General features: G+C 65.5%; 17 protein-coding genes and 1 pseudogene. 8 read left to right on the plus strand and 10 right to left on the minus strand.

Features of this window, described 5'->3' with window-relative positions; all coding sequences use genetic code 11:
- Nucleotides 1–177: 177 nt before the first annotated feature.
- The 8 genes from UP06_RS36320 to UP06_RS36355 all read right to left on the minus strand — a co-directional run bounded on the left by UP06_RS36320 (nucleotide 178) and on the right by UP06_RS36355 (nucleotide 6970).
- Entirely contained in the window at nucleotides 178–1782 is a 1605-nt protein-coding gene (locus UP06_RS36320; protein ID WP_045008451.1) for an NTP transferase domain-containing protein, read from the minus strand.
- Nucleotides 1779–2480 (minus strand): XdhC family protein, encoded by a 702-nt coding sequence (locus tag UP06_RS36325; RefSeq protein WP_045008452.1) that lies wholly within the window; start codon nucleotides 2478–2480, stop codon nucleotides 1779–1781. Before UP06_RS36325 ends, UP06_RS36320 begins: the two co-directional genes overlap by 4 nt.
- On the minus strand, nucleotides 2477–2806 hold the full coding sequence (locus UP06_RS36330) for an XdhC family protein (RefSeq protein WP_045008453.1): 330 nt from the start codon (nucleotides 2804–2806) through the stop codon (nucleotides 2477–2479). The genes UP06_RS36325 and UP06_RS36330 overlap by 4 nt, the downstream gene beginning before the upstream one ends.
- 10 nt (nucleotides 2807–2816) lie before the next feature.
- Nucleotides 2817–4019 (minus strand): vWA domain-containing protein, encoded by a 1203-nt coding sequence (locus UP06_RS36335; protein ID WP_045008454.1) that lies wholly within the window; start codon nucleotides 4017–4019, stop codon nucleotides 2817–2819.
- Between the two features lie 60 nt (nucleotides 4020–4079).
- Nucleotides 4080–5000 (minus strand): AAA family ATPase, encoded by a 921-nt coding sequence (locus UP06_RS36340; protein WP_045008455.1) that lies wholly within the window; start codon nucleotides 4998–5000, stop codon nucleotides 4080–4082.
- A gap of 63 nt (nucleotides 5001–5063) precedes the next feature.
- Complete coding sequence (locus UP06_RS36345; protein WP_045008456.1) at nucleotides 5064–5870, minus strand: FAD binding domain-containing protein; 807 nt, start codon at nucleotides 5868–5870, stop codon at nucleotides 5064–5066.
- 33 nt (nucleotides 5871–5903) lie between these two features.
- The gene (locus UP06_RS36350) at nucleotides 5904–6389 is read right to left on the minus strand and encodes a (2Fe-2S)-binding protein (RefSeq protein WP_045008457.1); all 486 of its coding nucleotides are present in this window, start codon (nucleotides 6387–6389) and stop codon (nucleotides 5904–5906) included.
- A gap of 134 nt (nucleotides 6390–6523) precedes the next feature.
- A complete protein-coding gene (locus UP06_RS36355) occupies nucleotides 6524–6970 on the minus strand; it encodes an SRPBCC family protein (RefSeq protein WP_045008458.1) in 447 nt (148 codons plus the stop codon).
- 172 nt (nucleotides 6971–7142) lie between these two features.
- On the opposite strand from UP06_RS36355, the gene UP06_RS36360 reads away from it, so the two are divergent.
- From UP06_RS36360 to UP06_RS36370, 4 genes and pseudogenes are all read left to right on the plus strand, one after another.
- The gene (locus UP06_RS36360; protein WP_045008459.1) at nucleotides 7143–8498 is read left to right on the plus strand and encodes a 3-carboxy-cis,cis-muconate cycloisomerase; all 1356 of its coding nucleotides are present in this window, start codon (nucleotides 7143–7145) and stop codon (nucleotides 8496–8498) included.
- Nucleotides 8499–8535: 37 nt separating this feature from the next.
- Nucleotides 8536–9191 (plus strand): alpha/beta fold hydrolase (locus UP06_RS36365; RefSeq protein WP_245305632.1); only part of this gene is annotated, 656 nt, incomplete at its 3' end.
- 1 nt (nucleotide 9192) lies between these two features.
- A pseudogene (locus UP06_RS42340) lies at nucleotides 9193–9321 on the plus strand (3-oxoadipate enol-lactonase); the annotation flags it as partial.
- 108 nt (nucleotides 9322–9429) lie between these two features.
- The gene (locus tag UP06_RS36370; protein WP_045008461.1) at nucleotides 9430–9822 is read left to right on the plus strand and encodes a carboxymuconolactone decarboxylase family protein; all 393 of its coding nucleotides are present in this window, start codon (nucleotides 9430–9432) and stop codon (nucleotides 9820–9822) included.
- Here UP06_RS36370 and UP06_RS36375 read toward each other — a convergent pair.
- Together UP06_RS36375 and UP06_RS40440 are read right to left on the minus strand one after the other, a co-directional pair.
- A complete protein-coding gene (locus tag UP06_RS36375) occupies nucleotides 9784–10308 on the minus strand; it encodes a hypothetical protein (protein WP_045008462.1) in 525 nt (174 codons plus the stop codon). The two genes, UP06_RS36370 and UP06_RS36375, sit on opposite strands and share 39 nt — an antisense overlap.
- Before the next feature lie 210 nt (nucleotides 10309–10518).
- Nucleotides 10519–10701 (minus strand): hypothetical protein, encoded by a 183-nt coding sequence (locus tag UP06_RS40440; protein ID WP_082078679.1) that lies wholly within the window; start codon nucleotides 10699–10701, stop codon nucleotides 10519–10521.
- Nucleotides 10702–10964: 263 nt separating this feature from the next.
- On the opposite strand from UP06_RS40440, the gene UP06_RS36385 reads away from it, so the two are divergent.
- The 4 genes from UP06_RS36385 to UP06_RS36400 are packed head-to-tail and all read left to right on the plus strand — an operon-like array spanning nucleotide 10965 to nucleotide 14786.
- Entirely contained in the window at nucleotides 10965–11882 is a 918-nt protein-coding gene (locus UP06_RS36385) for an ABC transporter permease subunit (protein WP_045008464.1), read from the plus strand.
- Between the two features lie 11 nt (nucleotides 11883–11893).
- Complete coding sequence (livM, locus tag UP06_RS36390; RefSeq protein WP_045008465.1) at nucleotides 11894–13219, plus strand: high-affinity branched-chain amino acid ABC transporter permease LivM; 1326 nt, start codon at nucleotides 11894–11896, stop codon at nucleotides 13217–13219.
- A complete protein-coding gene (locus UP06_RS36395) occupies nucleotides 13216–14049 on the plus strand; it encodes an ABC transporter ATP-binding protein (RefSeq protein WP_045008466.1) in 834 nt (277 codons plus the stop codon). Before livM ends, UP06_RS36395 begins: the two co-directional genes overlap by 4 nt.
- On the plus strand, nucleotides 14046–14786 hold the full coding sequence (locus UP06_RS36400) for an ABC transporter ATP-binding protein (protein WP_045008467.1): 741 nt from the start codon (nucleotides 14046–14048) through the stop codon (nucleotides 14784–14786). Before UP06_RS36395 ends, UP06_RS36400 begins: the two co-directional genes overlap by 4 nt.
- Nucleotides 14787–14797 lie beyond the last annotated feature (11 nt).

Genomic DNA, 14797 nt, shown 5'->3' on the forward strand with positions numbered 1-14797 from the left:
GGTGAACGGGGAGTTGAAATCGGCTTTGTGGGGCGGATCAGCGAAGCGTAATCCACCAACTGTTTCACCGCGGAAACAGTGGGGTGGGCAAAGCGTAGCGTGCCCACCAATTTAGCGATGACGTTATGGAGAGATGGTGGGCACGGCGTTATGCGCCTTTGCCCACCCTACGCACCGTCATCCTCGCCGTGCCGCTTCCAGCGCCTGCGGCGTGTCGATGTCGAGGAAGGCGCCCTCGCCGTCGACGGCCACTTCGGCGACTGCCTCGGTGTGCCTGGCGATCAGGTGACGCGCGCCGACATCGCCGTCGAGCGTCATCAATTCCTTGAAGAAGCGGCGCGACCACAGCACGGGATTGCCGCGGCGGCCGTCGCTGACGGGAACGACGATGAGATTGCCGCGGTCCGGCGCAAAGCCGTCGATGAGACGGTCGATCAGGCCGGCATCGATCAGCGGCATGTCACCGAGACAGACCACGGCGCCGTCATAGCCTTCCGGCACGGCCGCGATGCCGGCCTTGACCGAGCTCGCGATGCCGCCGGCGAAATCCGGATTGCGGACGAACCTCACCTTCAGGCCCTTCAGCGCCTGCTCGACCAGCTCAGTCTGATGTCCGGTAACGACGATCACCTCGGATGCTTTCGAGGCCAGCGCCTGCTCGGTCGCGATCCGCACCAGCTTCTTGCCGTCGAGCTCGGCCAACATCTTGTTCGGGCCGCCCATCCGGGTCGAGCGGCCCGCCGCGAGCACGATGGCCGCGATGTTACTGTTGCCCTCGGTCTCGGGCTTGGCGCGCGGCTGCGGCCGCGTCACGATCTCCATCAGGAGGCCGCCGACGCCCATGCCCATCAGCTCGGAGCGCGTCACCTTGATGCCGGCCAAAAGCCGCATCAGCACCCAGTCAAACCCGTTCTCGACCGGCGAGCGTGCGCAACCTGGCGCGCCCAGCACCGGCACGCCGCCGACGCGGGAAATCAGAAGCAGATTGCCGGGATCGACGGGCATGCCGAAATGCTCGATCTCGCCGCCGACCTCGGTGACCGCGGCCGGGATCACGTCACGGCGGTCGGCGATCGCGGAGGCCCCGAACACGATGACGAGCTCCGCGCCGAGCGCGAGCAGCTCCTTGATCGCTGCCGACAGTGCCGGTTCGTCGTGCTGAACCCGCCGCTCGGCGATGATCTTGGCGCCGGCCGGCGCGAGCCGATCAGCGGTCACGCGCAGCGTCTTGTCGACCACCTTGGAGGACAGTCCCGGCAGCAGCGTCGAGACGATGCCGACGCGCTTGATGATGTAGGGCGCGATCTTCAGGACGTCCTTGCCGGCCGCCTCCACCGCGGCATCGCGCAAGCTTCCTTCAACGCCGAACGGAATGATCTTGACGGTGCCGACCATCTCGCCCTCGACCACCGGCTTGAAGGCGGAGAGCGTCGCAAAGGTGATGGCTTCGTCGATATTATTGATGCGGTCGACCGCCCCGCGGTCGATCACCAGCAGACCCGGGCGTGCGGCAAACAGATTGGCGCGGCCGGTGAAGGCGCGCTCGACATGGATGCCCTCGCCGCCGATCGCAAGCGCGATACTGGCGGCCGCGACGTCCTCGGAGACATCGCCCTCTTCCATCCGCACCACGACAACGTCCTTGATGCCGGCGCGCGTCAGCGCCTCGATCTCGGCGGGGCCGATCGTCGTGCCTTTCTTCAGCACCAGCGGTCCCTGGCGCAGGGTGTGGACGGTCACCCCGCCGATCGCGTCCTTGGGGCTCGCCGGACCGAACTTCATGCCGCTTCTTCTTTTTCCTTAGGAGGTAGCCGAAGCACCGCCGTGATCTCGGCCATGATCGACACCGCAATCTCGGACGGTGAAACCGCGCCGATCGCAAGTCCAATGGGGGCGCGGATGCGCGCAACGTCGCTGTCCTTGGCGCCCTGCGCCCGCAGCCGGTCGCCGCGCTTGGCATGCGTCTTCCGCGAGCCAAGCGCGCCGATATAGAAGCAGTTGCGCTCGAAGGCGTGCAGCAGCGCGGGATCGTCGATCTTCGGATCGTGCGTCACCGCGACGAAGGCCGTGTAGGCATCGACATTGAGCGGCGGCAGCGCGGTGTCGGGCCATTCAGCGACAAGCGGAATGTCGGGGAAGCGCTCCGGGCTCGCAAAGGCGGTGCGCGGATCAACCACCGTGACGTCATAACCAAGCGAGCGCGCCAGCGGCGCCAAGGCCTGGCTGATATGGACCGCGCCGATGATGACGAGCTTTGCAGTCGGCGCGTAGACGTTGAGGAACAGTTTCTTGCCGCCAGCTTCGACATTGCCGCTCTTGCCCATGCGAAGCTGCTTTTCAAGCTCGGCACCCAGCGGGTCTTTGGCAAAATCCTTCGCCTTCACCAGGCGCTGCTCGCCGCTCTCGGTGTCGGTCACCAGGATCGCCGGCCGGCGCGCGGCGCGCTCGGCGTTGAGTTCGTGCAGGATCGCGAGCTTCACGGATAACCGACTTTCTCGACGAAGACGCGGATGGTGCCGCCGCAGGACAGCCCGACATTCCAGGCGGTCTCGTCGGCGACGCCGAACTCCAGCATCCTCGGCTTGCCACTCTGGATCACGTCCATGGCTTCGGTGACCACGGCGCCCTCGACGCAGCCGCCGGAGACCGACCCCAGAAAGGTTCCTTCATCGTTGATGACCAGGCTGGAGCCTGCCGGGCGCGGCGCCGAGCCCCAGGTCTCCACCACGGTCGCCAGCGCGACGCCACGGCCGGCCTTCTGCCAGTCCTCTGCCGCCTTCAGAATGTCCTCGTCACGATCGAGCATGGTTGGCCTCTCAGGCTGCGGAGCGGATCAGGCTGCGGTGATGCGGCGGAAGCGGCCGGGAAAGCGCGGCGATCAGCTCCTGGATCGAACTCAAATTATGCACGGGGCGGAATTCGTCAACGTGCGGGAGCATCATTTTGATGCCCTGCGCCTTGGCTTCGAAGCCGCTGAACCGCAAGAGCGGGTTCAGCCAGATCAGCCGCCGGCAGGACCGGTGCAGCCGGTCCATCTCGAAGGCGAGCTTGGAATCGGCCTCCCGCTCCAGCCCGTCGGAGATCAGCAGCACGATGGCGCCCTGGCTCAGCACGCGCCGCGCCCACAATTTGTTGAAGTTGTGCAGCGAGCCCGAGATCCGGGTACCGCCGGCCCAGTCCTCCACCGCAGCCGAGCAGCTCGCCAGCGCCTCGTCGGGATCGCGCTGGCGCAGCGCGCGGGTGACGTTGGTGAGCCGGGTACCGAACAAGAACACCGAGACGCGCTTTCGGGCGTCGCCGATGGCATGCAGGAAGTGGAGAAACAGGCGGGTGTACTCGCTCATCGAGCCCGAGATATCGAGCAGCGCCACGATCGGCGCCGGCTTCTCGATGCGCCCGAGACGGTGGATGTTGATGATGTCGCCGCCGGTGTGGAGCGAGGCGCGCAACGTGCGGCGCAGGTCGAGCCGCAGGCCGCGCGGATCTGGCCGATGCCGGCGCGTCAGAAGCTCGGCCTGCGGCAGCCGCATCCGCTCGATGGCGCGCAGTGCTTCGGTGATCTCCGCCGCGCTCATCTGCGCAAAATCCTTCTTCTGAAGGATCTCCTTGTCGGACACCGACAGGCGCAGATCCTGCTCCTGGTGCTGCGGCGTCTCCGTCATCCGCGGCTGCGACATCGCCTCCTGCACCCGGCGCGCGGCCGCCGGCGGCTTCTTCTTGGCGCCATCCGGCAGCGGCACCGAATCCAGCATGTGCTTCCACTCCTCGGAAGCGCGGAAGAACAGGTTGAAGGCCTGCTTGAAGATCAGCGCATGCTCGTGGCGCTTGACGAAGATCGCCTCCAGCGTGGTGAAGACGTCAGCGCGGCTGCCGATGTCGATCACCTGAAGCGCGTTCATGGCATCGATGACCGCGCCCGGCCCGACCGGCATGCCGGCCGCACGCAAGGCGCGGGCAAAGCCGACGATGTTGTCGGCGAACTGCTCGGTTTGCTCTGGCGCCAGATGGTTGATGGCCATGGTCTCGTATCCATCCCCTCGTCATTCCCAGGCGCGCCTAGCGCAAACTCGGAATGACGGCTAATCGCTCGTCGCTTCCTTCAGCACCTTCTGCAAGGTGTCGCCCTGCATCCGCGTGATGTCGTCCTGGTACTTGAGCAGCGCGCCCAGCGTGTCGCCGACCACCTGCGGGGTCAGCGAGCGGGCATCGAGCTCCGACAGCGCGGTGGCCCAGTCGATGGTCTCGGCGACGCCCGGCGATTTGTAGAAATCCTGGTTGCGCAGCGCCTGGACGAAGCGCACGACCTGCTGCGACAGTTTTGCGGAGATGCCGGGCACGCGCGACTTGACGATCGCGAGCTCGCGATCGGCGGCGGGATAATCCACCCAGTGATAGAGACAGCGCCGCTTCAGCGCGTCGTGGATCTCGCGGGTGCGGTTCGAGGTAATGATGACGATCGGCGGATGCGGCGCCTTCACGGTGCCGAATTCGGGGATCGTCACCTGGAAGTCGCTGAGGATTTCCAGCAAGTAAGCCTCGAACGCTTCGTCGGCGCGGTCGAGCTCGTCGATCAGCAGCACCGGCGGGCCGGCGACGTCAGGCTCCAGCGCCTGGAGCAGCGGTCGCTTGATCATATAACGGTCGGCGAAGATGTCGGATGACAGCTGATCGCGATCGGTGTCGCCGGCGGCTTCCGCCATCCGGATCGCGATCATCTGCGCGGCGCTATTCCACTCGTAGACAGCCGAGGAGACGTCGAGGCCTTCATAGCACTGAAGGCGGATCAGCTTCCGCCCCAACGCCGCCGACAGCACCTTTGCGATCTCGGTCTTGCCGACGCCCGCCTCGCCCTCGAGGAACAGCGGCCGGCCCATGCGCAGCGAGAGATACGTCACCGTCGCCAGCGACCGCTCGGCGAGATAGCCGCGCGATGTCAAAAGTTCGAGCATCGCGTCGACCGATGCCGGCAACGCACCGGAAGTATTGGCCGCTGAAGTCATGAAAGAGCCAGTCTCGCTACGCCCTCACGAGGGACAAGTATTGGGCCAATGCGCGAGGCCCATTTATTCCTTGGCATTGGCGGCGTCGACGGCGCGCCGCGTCAGCACCCCGATGAGATGCGCGCGATATTCGGCGCTGCCGTGGATGTCGCTGTTCAGCCCCTCCGCCGGCACGTCGATGCCTTCCAGCACCTTCGACGAGAAGCGCTTCTTCAGCGCCTCCTCGAACGCCTCGATCCGGAACACGCCATCGGAGCCTGCACCGGTGACAGTGACACGCACGTCCGAGGGACGGCGCGCCACGAACACGCCGACCAGCGCATAGCGCGAGGCCTGGTTGCGGAATTTGATGTAGGCCGCCTTCTTCGGCAGCGGGAACATCACCTTGGTGATGATCTCGTCGGCCTCCAGCGCCGTCGTGAACAGGCCCTGGAAATACTCTTCCGCCTTGAGCCGGCGCTTGTTGGTGACGATGGTCGCGCCGAGCGCGAGCACGGCGGCGGGATAATCCGCGGTCGGGTCGTTGTTCGCGAGCGAGCCGCCGATGGTGCCCTTGTGGCGCACGGCGGGGTCGCCGATCTGGCTCGCCAGATTGGCCAGCGCCGGGATCGCCTCACCGACGATGGCGGAGGTCGCGACCTCGGCGTGCTTGGCGGTGGCACCGATCACGAGCGAGCGGCCCTTCATCTCGATCGTATTGAGCCCCTCGATGTGGGAGAGGTCGACGAGATGCGGGGGGCTGGCGAGGCGCTGCTTCATGACGGGAATCAGCGTGTGGCCGCCGGCGATCAGCTTGGCGTCCTCGTTCTTCACCAGGAGGTTGGCCGCCTGCCGCACAGTCCCGGGGCGATGGTATTTGAATTCGTACATGTGGGTGTCCTGATCGCGGAATGCGCGCGCGGTTTACGCGAGATCGGAGTTCGCCATCGCCTTCGCGCCGGCGGCGATCGAGGCGACGATGTTCTGGTAGCCGGTGCAGCGGCAGAGATTGCCTTCCAGCTCCTCGCGAATGGTGTGGTCGTCGAGCTCGTTGCCCTTGCGATGCACAAGGTCGATCGCGGTCATGATCATGCCCGGTGTGCAGAAGCCGCATTGCAGACCATGGTGCTCGCGGAAGGCCTCCTGCATCGGATGCAGCGGCGCGCCGTCGGCCGCCAGTCCCTCGATGGTCTTGACCTCATGGCCATCGGCCATCACCGCAAGCGTGGTGCAGGATTTCACGGCCTTGCCGTCGAGATGCACGACGCAGGCGCCGCACTGCGAGGTGTCGCAGCCGACATGGGTGCCGGTGAGCTGCAGATTCTCGCGCAGGAACTGCACCAGAAGCGTGCGCGGGTCGATATTGCCGGTAACAGGATTGCCGTTCACGATAAGGGAGATTTTTGCCATAAGCACTCTCTTCAGCGCCCCGACGGGTCCCGTCGAAGCGGTTTTTATAGTTATTCCAACCCATCATATGGGCCATTGTCCCCTTGGGCAACATCGCCCGGGACGCAAGCCGCCATGCCGAAAGGCAAGGGCCGCTAGCCCTGTACCGCCTTGGCGAAATTCGCAAAAAATTCGTCGGCCAGCTTCTTGGCGGTGCCGTTGATCAGGCGTTGTCCAAGCTGCGCCAACTTGCCGCCTATCTGCGCCTCGACGTCATAGACGAGCAGTGTGCCGCCGTCCTTATCGGACAGCTTCACGACCGCGCCGCCCTTGGCAAAGCCGGCCACCCCGCCCTCGCCTTCGCCGGAGATCTTGTAGCCGTTCGGCGGGTCGAGATCGCTCAGCGCGACCTTGCCCTTGAAGCGCGCCGAGACCGGGCCGACCTTCATTTTCGCCACCGCGCGAAAACCGCCGTCGTCGGTCCTCTCGAGCTCCTCGCAGCCGGGGATGCAGGCCTTCAGCACCGCGGGGTCATTGAGCTTCTCCCACACGGCCTCGCGCGGCGCCGCAAGCTGGACTTCGCCGTTCATTGTCATGGCCATGGGGTGCCTCCCGGGATCGCAATAAGATAACGTTGCTCAAGTAACGCACGGAGGCCGCAAAGGAAAGGGCGGCGCCCGGCCACGTGCAATGCATATTCGCAACCGCAAAAAGCCTGCCGCGGGCGGTTTGGGATTGGCACGGCCGGGCCATGGTGGTTAGGTCCCGCACACCATGAGCACAGCCCTCTCCCCCCTGCTCGCGCCGATGCTGTCGAGCGCAGCCATGCGCACCGTCTGCGACGACCGTTCCACCCTCCAGAATATGCTCGATTTCGAGGCAGCTTTGGCACGGGCCGAAGCCGCCACGGGCGTGATCCCTAAGGCCGCGGTGGGGCCGATCGAGGCAGCCTGCAAGGCCGATTCCTTTGACATGACCGCACTCGCGGAGGCCGCGACGCGATCGGGCAATCTGGCGATTCCGCTGGTCAAGATGCTCACCGCCAATGTCGCGAAGGCCGACGGCGAGGCCGCCCGCTACGTGCATTGGGGAGCGACCAGCCAGGACGTCATCGACACCGCCACCATGCTGACGCTGCGCGCCGGCGTCGAAGCGCTGGATGCCGATCTCAGCCGCGCCATCAGGGGTTTTGCCGCACTGGCGCGGGCCCATCGCAATACCGCGATGGTGGCACGGACCTGGCTCCAGCACGCGCTGCCGATGCCGTTCGGGCTGAAGGCCGCCGAATATGCTTCAAGCCTTGCGCGTGCGCGCTGCCGCTTGCGACGGCTACGCCGCGAGGGCCTCGCGCTGCAATTCGGCGGCGCCGCCGGCACGCTCGCAGCGCTCGGCAATAACGGGCTCGCGGTGTCCGAGCGGCTGGCGCAGGAGCTGAACCTGCCACTGCCCGAAGCGCCCTGGCACACCCATCGCGACCGGATCGCGGAGGCTGCCGCGTGCTTGGCGATTCTCGCCGGAAGCTGCGGCAAGATCGCACGCGACGTCTCGCTGATGATGCAGACCGACGTCGCCGAAGCCTTCGAGCCCGCGGGCGAAGGCCGCGGCGGCTCCTCGACCATGCCGCACAAGCGCAACCCGGTCGCGGCCGCCAGCGCACTGGGTTGCGCGACCATGGCGCCGCAGCTCGCCGCGACGATCTTTGCCGCCCAAGTGCAGGACCACGAACGCAGCGCCGGTCCCTGGCATGCGGAATGGCCGACGCTGCCGCAACTGATGCTGGTGACCTCGGGCGCGCTCGCGGCGATCGTCGATATCGCCGAGGGCCTCGACGTCGATGCCGCGCGCATGCGCAGCAATCTCGACGCGACGCACGGCCTGATCATGGCCGAAGCCGTCACCTTTGCGCTGGCCGAGAAGATCGGCAAGAGCGACGCGCATCATCTGATCGAGGCCGCGAGCAAGCGCGCGGTCGCCGAGAAGAAGCATCTGCGCGAGGTGCTGTCGGCCGATCCGCAGGTCACCGCGCATCTCGCACTGGAAAAAATTGCGGCATTGTTCGAGCCGATGGCCTATCAAGGGGCTTCCCAAGCCTTGATCGACCGCCTGCTCGACAGCCTCGAGCGCGAATAGAACAGCCCTGAGCGGAACTAAAACGGAGACGCCATCCATGCCCATGATCGATGCCGACGGTTGCCTGCTCAACGTCTCCGTCGAGGGCCGCGACGGCGGGCCGACCTTGATGCTCTCCAATTCGCTCGGCTGCACGCTTCAGATGTGGGAGCCGCAGATGAAGGCGCTGACGCAGGTGTTCCGCGTCATCCGCTACGACCGCCGCGGCCACGGCAAGTCCAGCGTCGCGCCCGCTCCCTACACGATGGAGCGATTCGGCCGCGACGTGCTCGCGATCCTCGACGATCTCAACATCGAGAAGGTGCATTGGTGCGGCCTGTCGATGGGCGGCATGGTCGGACAATGGCTGGGCGCCAACGCGCCGGAGCGGTTCGGCAAGCTGATCCTCGCCAATACCTCCTGCTACTATGCCGAGCCGACCAAATGGCTGGAACGCATCGACGCCGTGAAGAAGGGCGGCATCGCCGCGGTCGCGGATGCCGTGATCGCAGGCTGGCTGACCGCCGATTTCCGCGAGCGCGAGCCCGATGTCACCGCCAGGATGAAGTCGATGCTGCTCGCCACCCCCGTCGAGGGCTATCTCGCCTGCTGCGAGGCGCTGTCGACGCTCGACCAGCGTGAGCTGCTGCCGAAGATCAAGAGCCCGACGCTGGTGATCGCCGGCCGCCACGACATGGCGACGCCGATCTCGGCNGCGGGCGAACTGATCCGTTCAAATATCCCCGGCGCGAGCATGACCATCATCGACGCCGCCCATATTTCCAATGTCGAGCAGCCACACGCGTTCACCGACGCGGTGGTGGGCTTCTTGACGCAGCGCTAACCACAGCCGTCATTGCGAGCGCAGCGAAGCAATCCAGAAATCCCTCCGCGGACACACTCTGGATTGCTTCGTCGCTCCGCTCCTCGCAATGACGGAGAGGAGGACAGAATGGACGACCAGAAGCGCCGCGATGCCGGCATGAATGTGCGCCGAAAAGTGCTGGGCAATGCCTGGGTCGACAAGTCGATCGCCAACCGCAACGCCTTCAACACCGACTTCCAGGACATGATCACGCGCTACGCCTGGGGCGAGATCTGGACGCGGCCGCATTTCGACGAGCGCACGCGGCGGGTGCTGGTGATCGGCACCATGGTCGCGCTTGGGCAATGGGACGAATTCCGCCTGCATGTGCGCGCGGCGCTCGCGGAAGGCGGCTTCACCCCCGACGACATCAAGGAAATCTTGTTGCAGCAGGCGATTTATTGCGGCGTCCCCGCGGCGAACCATGCCGTGAAGGAAGCCTCAGCTATTGTGCAGGAGCTCGGCCTGCTCAAGGGCTAGCGGCGCTGGCACCTCGGCGGTCTGCGGCGCCATCGCCGGCCGTTCGATCACCAGCACGATGGCCGCACCGAGCAGAAGCAGGAGCTCGGTGGCGTGCAGCCGGAGCGCGGCCATCTCGCCGACCTTCGAGGCCATCATCATGCTCGCAAACGAGATCAGGCTGCCGATCGCCAGCGCAATGCCGAGCGCCTCGTCGCTGCCGCCGCTCTTGCGGGTGCGGGGAATGGCGAGAAGCGCGAGATAGATCGCGAAGAACGCCACCACGGTCAACCGTCCGAGTGCCAGGAGCCAGGCGGCGCGCACCGTGCCGATGCCGGACATCTGGAGCTGGTCGCTGAGGAACAGCGCCACCGCGACGCTCGGCCGCTCGTAGAGGCCGTGCACCGGCGATACCATGATGTTGAAGGCGACCAGGGTCCAGGCCGGAATGAAATAGGCCGCCAGCAATGCGCCGTTGACCGAGCCGATCCGCCAATTCCTGAACATGCCGCTTCCCGCTTCGCTGACCCGCGGCCCTCGACGGGCGGCGGATTTGCCGCGAGCTAACTCGCATCGGACTGTGGCGGCAATTTAAACCGTTTGTTTACCTTAACCGCCCCGTCGCGCAGCGCGGCCGACGAAAAGGGCCCCGCCTTTCGGCGGGGCCTTCATCACTACCCTTCGTTCTTGGACTCCCAATTTCTTGGGCTCCCAAATCTACTTGTTGTCCTGATCGTGCTGCCCGCGCTGGCCGCCCTGCTGCTGACCGGGCTTGTCGCCCTGGCGCTGCGGATCCTGTTGCTGCTGGCCGGGCTTGTGACCGCCACCCTGCTGCTGGCCGGGGCGCTGACCGGGGTTCTGGTTCTGCTGGCCCGGATTCTGGTCTTGCTGCTTCGTCATTGGGGGAAACTCCCTTGTTAGACGTCAGAGGCGAGATAACGGCTCGTGTCCGCTTTGGTTGCCTGCGGAACCCAATTCCTCGCAAATGCGGGAACCGGAACGCGAAATGACCTCTGTACAAACCTTTATGCCAAGACATGGCCAGTTGCAGCCGCCAGTTCCCTCCTGTTACAAAACGGAGAATGCTCAAGGGCTGCCGGGGCCCAAGAACTCTCTCTCAAGAGCTCCCTTTGAGCCGCGTCAGGTTTGGGTAACGGCAGCCTATGGATTATTTCACCCAGCAGCTCATCAACGGCCTCGTGCTCGGCTCGATCTACGGCCTGATCGCGATCGGCTACACGATGGTTTACGGCATCGTCGGCATGATCAACTTCGCCCATGGCGACGTCTTCATGATCGGCGGCTTCATCTCCCTGATTACCTTCCTGATCCTGGTCTCGTTCGGCCTGACCGCGATCCCGCTGATCCTGATCGTGGTGCTGCTGGTCTCGATGGCGATCACCGCGCTTTATGGCTGGACCATCGAGCGCATCGCTTACCGGCCGCTGCGCCACTCCTTCCGCCTCGCCCCGATGCTGTCGGCGATCGGCATGTCGTTCGTGCTGGTCAACTTCTCGCAGGTGGCACAGGGCGCCCGTGTCAAGCCGATCCCGCCGCTCATCACCGGCGGCTATACGCTGCATGAGAGCGCGGACGGCTTCGTGATCCAGCTCTCCAACATCCAGATCATGGTGGTCCTCACCACCATCGTGCTGCTCGCGATCTTCACCTGGCTGGTCTCGCGCACGCGGCTCGGACGCGACATGCGCGCCTGCGAGCAGGACCAGACCATGGCGGCGCTGCTCGGCGTCGACGTCGATCGCACCATCTCGATGACCTTCGTGATCGGTGCCGCGCTCGCCGCGGTCGCAGGCCTGATGTACCTGCTCTATTACGGCCTGGTCGATTTCTTCATGGGCTTCGTCGCCGGCATCAAGGCGTTCACCGCCGCCGTGCTCGGCGGCATCGGCTCGCTGCCCGGCGCCATGCTCGGCGGCCTCGCAATCGGCCTGATCGAGACGTTCTGGTCGGCCTATTTTTCGGTCGAGTACAAGGACGTCGCGGCGTTCTCGATCCTGATCGTCGTGCTGATCTTCATGCCGACCGGCCTGCTCGGCCGTCCCGAAGTCGAAAAAGTCTGACGGACCGCCGCGTGACACCCATCCCGCACGAGACCAAGCACGCAAGTCGCACCGCCGGCATCCCCGCCCTTCTGAAGACCGCCTTGTTCAACGCGCTGATCGCGCTGGTGCTGTTCTCGCTGATGGTCGGCATCCGCACCGAGGCAGGCTCCGACGGCCAGCTCACCTATTGGACGCGCTTCGGCGAGCTTGCCTCCCTCGTCGCCGCGGTGTTCGGCGGCTCGATCGTGATCGAGCTGCTGCGGCAATGGATCGGTCCCAGCGGTGCCGAGAAACTGGTGCCGCCGGCGGTGCAGAACGGGATGTCGTTCGTCGGCCGCTACGTCGCACCGGTACTCCTGGGCTTTACGCTGCTGATGCCGGTCATCTTCTATGACCAGCGCTACATCCTCGACCTCGGGATCCTCGTGCTCACCTATGTGATGCTGGGTTGGGGGCTGAACGTCGTGGTCGGGCTCGCCGGCCTGCTCGATCTCGGCTACGTCGCGTTCTACGCGGTGGGCGCCTATTCCTACGCGCTGCTTGCGACTAATTTTGGCTGGTCGTTCTGGGTCTGCCTACCGCTCGCCGGCATCCTTGCCGCGTTCTGGGGCGTGCTGCTCGGCTTCCCCGTGCTGCGCCTGCGCGGCGACTATCTCGCCATCGTGACACTCGCCTTCGGCGAGATCATCCGCCTCGTCATCATCAACTGGCAGGATTTGACCGGTGGCCCCAACGGTGTCTCCGGCATTCCGCGTCCCTCCTTCTTCGGCATCCCGCTCGACAACAGCGACGACGGGCTCGCCGCCAAGCTCGGCATCGAGTACTCGCCGACCCATCGTATCGTATTCCTGTTCTACGTGATCCTGGCGCTCGCGCTACTCACCAACTGGGTCACGATCCGCCTGCGGCGCTTGCCGATCGGCCGCGCCTGGGAGGCGCTCCGCGAGGACGAAGTCGCCTGCCGCGCGCTCGGCATCAACACCACGACCACCAAGCTCACCGCGTTCGCGACCGGAGCGATGTTCGGCGGCTTCGCCGGCGCGTTCTTCGCGACCCGCCAGGGCTTCATCAGCCCGGAATCCTTCACCTTCCAGGAATCGGCGCTGGTGCTCGCCATCGTCGTGCTCGGCGGCATGGGCTCGCAGCTCGGCGTGGCGCTGGCCGCACTCGCCATGATCGGCGGCTTCGAACTGTTCCGCAGCCTCGAGACCTACCGCATGCTGGTGTTCGGCATCGCCATGGTTCTGATCATGATCTGGCGGCCGCGCGGCCTGATCGGCCATCGCGCGCCGACCGTGTACCTGACCAAGGCGCAGGCGATCTCTTCCGACCTCGTCAAGGAAGGGCACGGATGAGCGGCGAGACAATTCTCAGCGTCGACCGGCTCACCATGCGTTTCGGCGGCATCGTCGCCGTGCAGGACCTGTCGTTTGCGGCCGAACGGAACAAGATCACTGCATTGATCGGGCCGAACGGCGCCGGCAAGACCACCGTGTTCAACTGCATCACCGGCTTCTACAAGCCGAGCGGCGGCGCCATCCGCCTCACCCATGACGACGGCAAGACAATCGCGCTGGAGCGGCTCAACGATTTCCGCATTGCCAAGCAGGCCAAGGTCGCCCGCACCTTCCAGAACATCCGCTTGTTTCCGGGCATGACCGCGCTGGAAAACCTGATGGTGGCGCAGCACAACACGCTGATGCGCGCCTCCGGCTTCACCTTCCTCGGCCTGATCGGTGCGCCCACCTACCGCGACGCCGAAAAGCACGCGATCGATCTCGCCACCGACTGGCTCAAGCGGATCAACCTGCTCGACCGCGCCGACGACGCCGCCGGCAATCTCGCCTATGGCGACCAGCGCCGGCTCGAGATCGCGCGCGCGATGTGCACCGAGCCCGCGCTTTTGTGCCTCGACGAACCCGCCGCCGGCCTCAATGCGCGCGAGAGCGCGGCGCTCAGCGAGCTGCTGCTCTCGATCCGGAACGAGCTGGGCACCTCGATCCTCCTGATCGAGCACGACATGTCCGTGGTGATGGAGATCTCCGACCACATCGTGGTGATGGACCATGGCGTGAAGATCTCGGAAGGATCGCCCCGTGCTGTCCGCGACGATCCCAAGGTGATCGCCGCCTATCTCGGCACCGACGAGGAAGAGGCCGTGGCCGTGATGGAGAGCGGGTCGTGACGTCGGCTGCGCCCCTGCTCGCGATCCGCGGCCTGCGTGCGGCCTATGGCAAGATCGAGGCGCTGAAGGGCGTCGACGTCGAAATCAATTCCGGCGAGATCGTGGCGTTGATCGGCGCCAACGGCGCCGGCAAGTCGACTTTGATGATGACGATCTTCGGCAAGCCGCGCGCCCGCGCCGGCCAGATCCTGTACGAAGGCCGCGACATCACCGACGTTCCCACCCACGAGATCGCGCATTTGCGCATTGCGCAATCGCCGGAAGGCCGCCGTATCTTCCCGCGCATGAGCGTGGCGGAAAACCTCCAGATGGGCGCGGACGCGACCGAATGCACGGACGCCGAGCGCGACGCGACGCTTGAACGCGTGTTCTCGCTGTTTCCGCGGCTGAAGGAACGCTACGTCCAGCGCGGCGGCACGCTGTCCGGCGGCGAGCAGCAGATGCTGGCAATCGGCCGCGCCCTGATGAGCCGCCCTCGCCTGCTCCTGCTTGACGAGCCTTCGCTCGGGCTCGCGCCGCTGATCGCCCGCCAGATCTTCGACGCGATCCGCACCCTGAACCGGCAGGACGGCCTGACCGTGCTGATCGTCGAGCAGAATGCCAACCACGCGCTCAGGCTCGCCCATCGCGGCTATGTCATGGTCAACGGCCTGATCACGCTGGCCGGAACCGGCGCCGAGTTGCTGCAACGCCCCGAGATTCGCGCCGCCTATCTGGAAGGCGGCCGGCACGGCTAGCGAAACGCAGT

This window comes from Bradyrhizobium sp. LTSP857 (assembly GCF_000938285.1).
Taxonomy (GTDB): domain Bacteria; phylum Pseudomonadota; class Alphaproteobacteria; order Rhizobiales; family Xanthobacteraceae; genus Bradyrhizobium.

What these genes read in the sequence shown, in the direction of transcription:
- UP06_RS36370 (WP_045008461.1), top strand. Translation starts at nt 9,430, where the DNA reads ATGGACGACCAGAAGCGCCGCGATGCCGGCATGAATGTGCGCCGAAAA.
- UP06_RS36395 (WP_045008466.1), top strand. Translation starts at nt 13,216, where the DNA reads ATGAGCGGCGAGACAATTCTCAGCGTCGACCGGCTCACCATGCGTTTC.
- UP06_RS36330 (WP_045008453.1), bottom strand. Translation starts at nt 2,806, where the DNA reads ATGCTCGATCGTGACGAGGACATTCTGAAGGCGGCAGAGGACTGGCAG.
- UP06_RS36385 (WP_045008464.1), top strand. Translation starts at nt 10,965, where the DNA reads ATGGATTATTTCACCCAGCAGCTCATCAACGGCCTCGTGCTCGGCTCG.
- UP06_RS36360 (WP_045008459.1), top strand. Translation starts at nt 7,143, where the DNA reads ATGAGCACAGCCCTCTCCCCCCTGCTCGCGCCGATGCTGTCGAGCGCA.
- UP06_RS36340 (WP_045008455.1), bottom strand. Translation starts at nt 5,000, where the DNA reads ATGACTTCAGCGGCCAATACTTCCGGTGCGTTGCCGGCATCGGTCGAC.
- UP06_RS36320 (WP_045008451.1), bottom strand. Translation starts at nt 1,782, where the DNA reads ATGAAGTTCGGTCCGGCGAGCCCCAAGGACGCGATCGGCGGGGTGACC.
- UP06_RS36375 (WP_045008462.1), bottom strand. Translation starts at nt 10,308, where the DNA reads ATGTTCAGGAATTGGCGGATCGGCTCGGTCAACGGCGCATTGCTGGCG.
- UP06_RS36345 (WP_045008456.1), bottom strand. Translation starts at nt 5,870, where the DNA reads ATGTACGAATTCAAATACCATCGCCCCGGGACTGTGCGGCAGGCGGCC.
- UP06_RS36335 (WP_045008454.1), bottom strand. Translation starts at nt 4,019, where the DNA reads ATGGCCATCAACCATCTGGCGCCAGAGCAAACCGAGCAGTTCGCCGAC.
- UP06_RS40440 (WP_082078679.1), bottom strand. Translation starts at nt 10,701, where the DNA reads ATGACGAAGCAGCAAGACCAGAATCCGGGCCAGCAGAACCAGAACCCC.
- UP06_RS36350 (WP_045008457.1), bottom strand. Translation starts at nt 6,389, where the DNA reads ATGGCAAAAATCTCCCTTATCGTGAACGGCAATCCTGTTACCGGCAAT.
- UP06_RS36355 (WP_045008458.1), bottom strand. Translation starts at nt 6,970, where the DNA reads ATGGCCATGACAATGAACGGCGAAGTCCAGCTTGCGGCGCCGCGCGAG.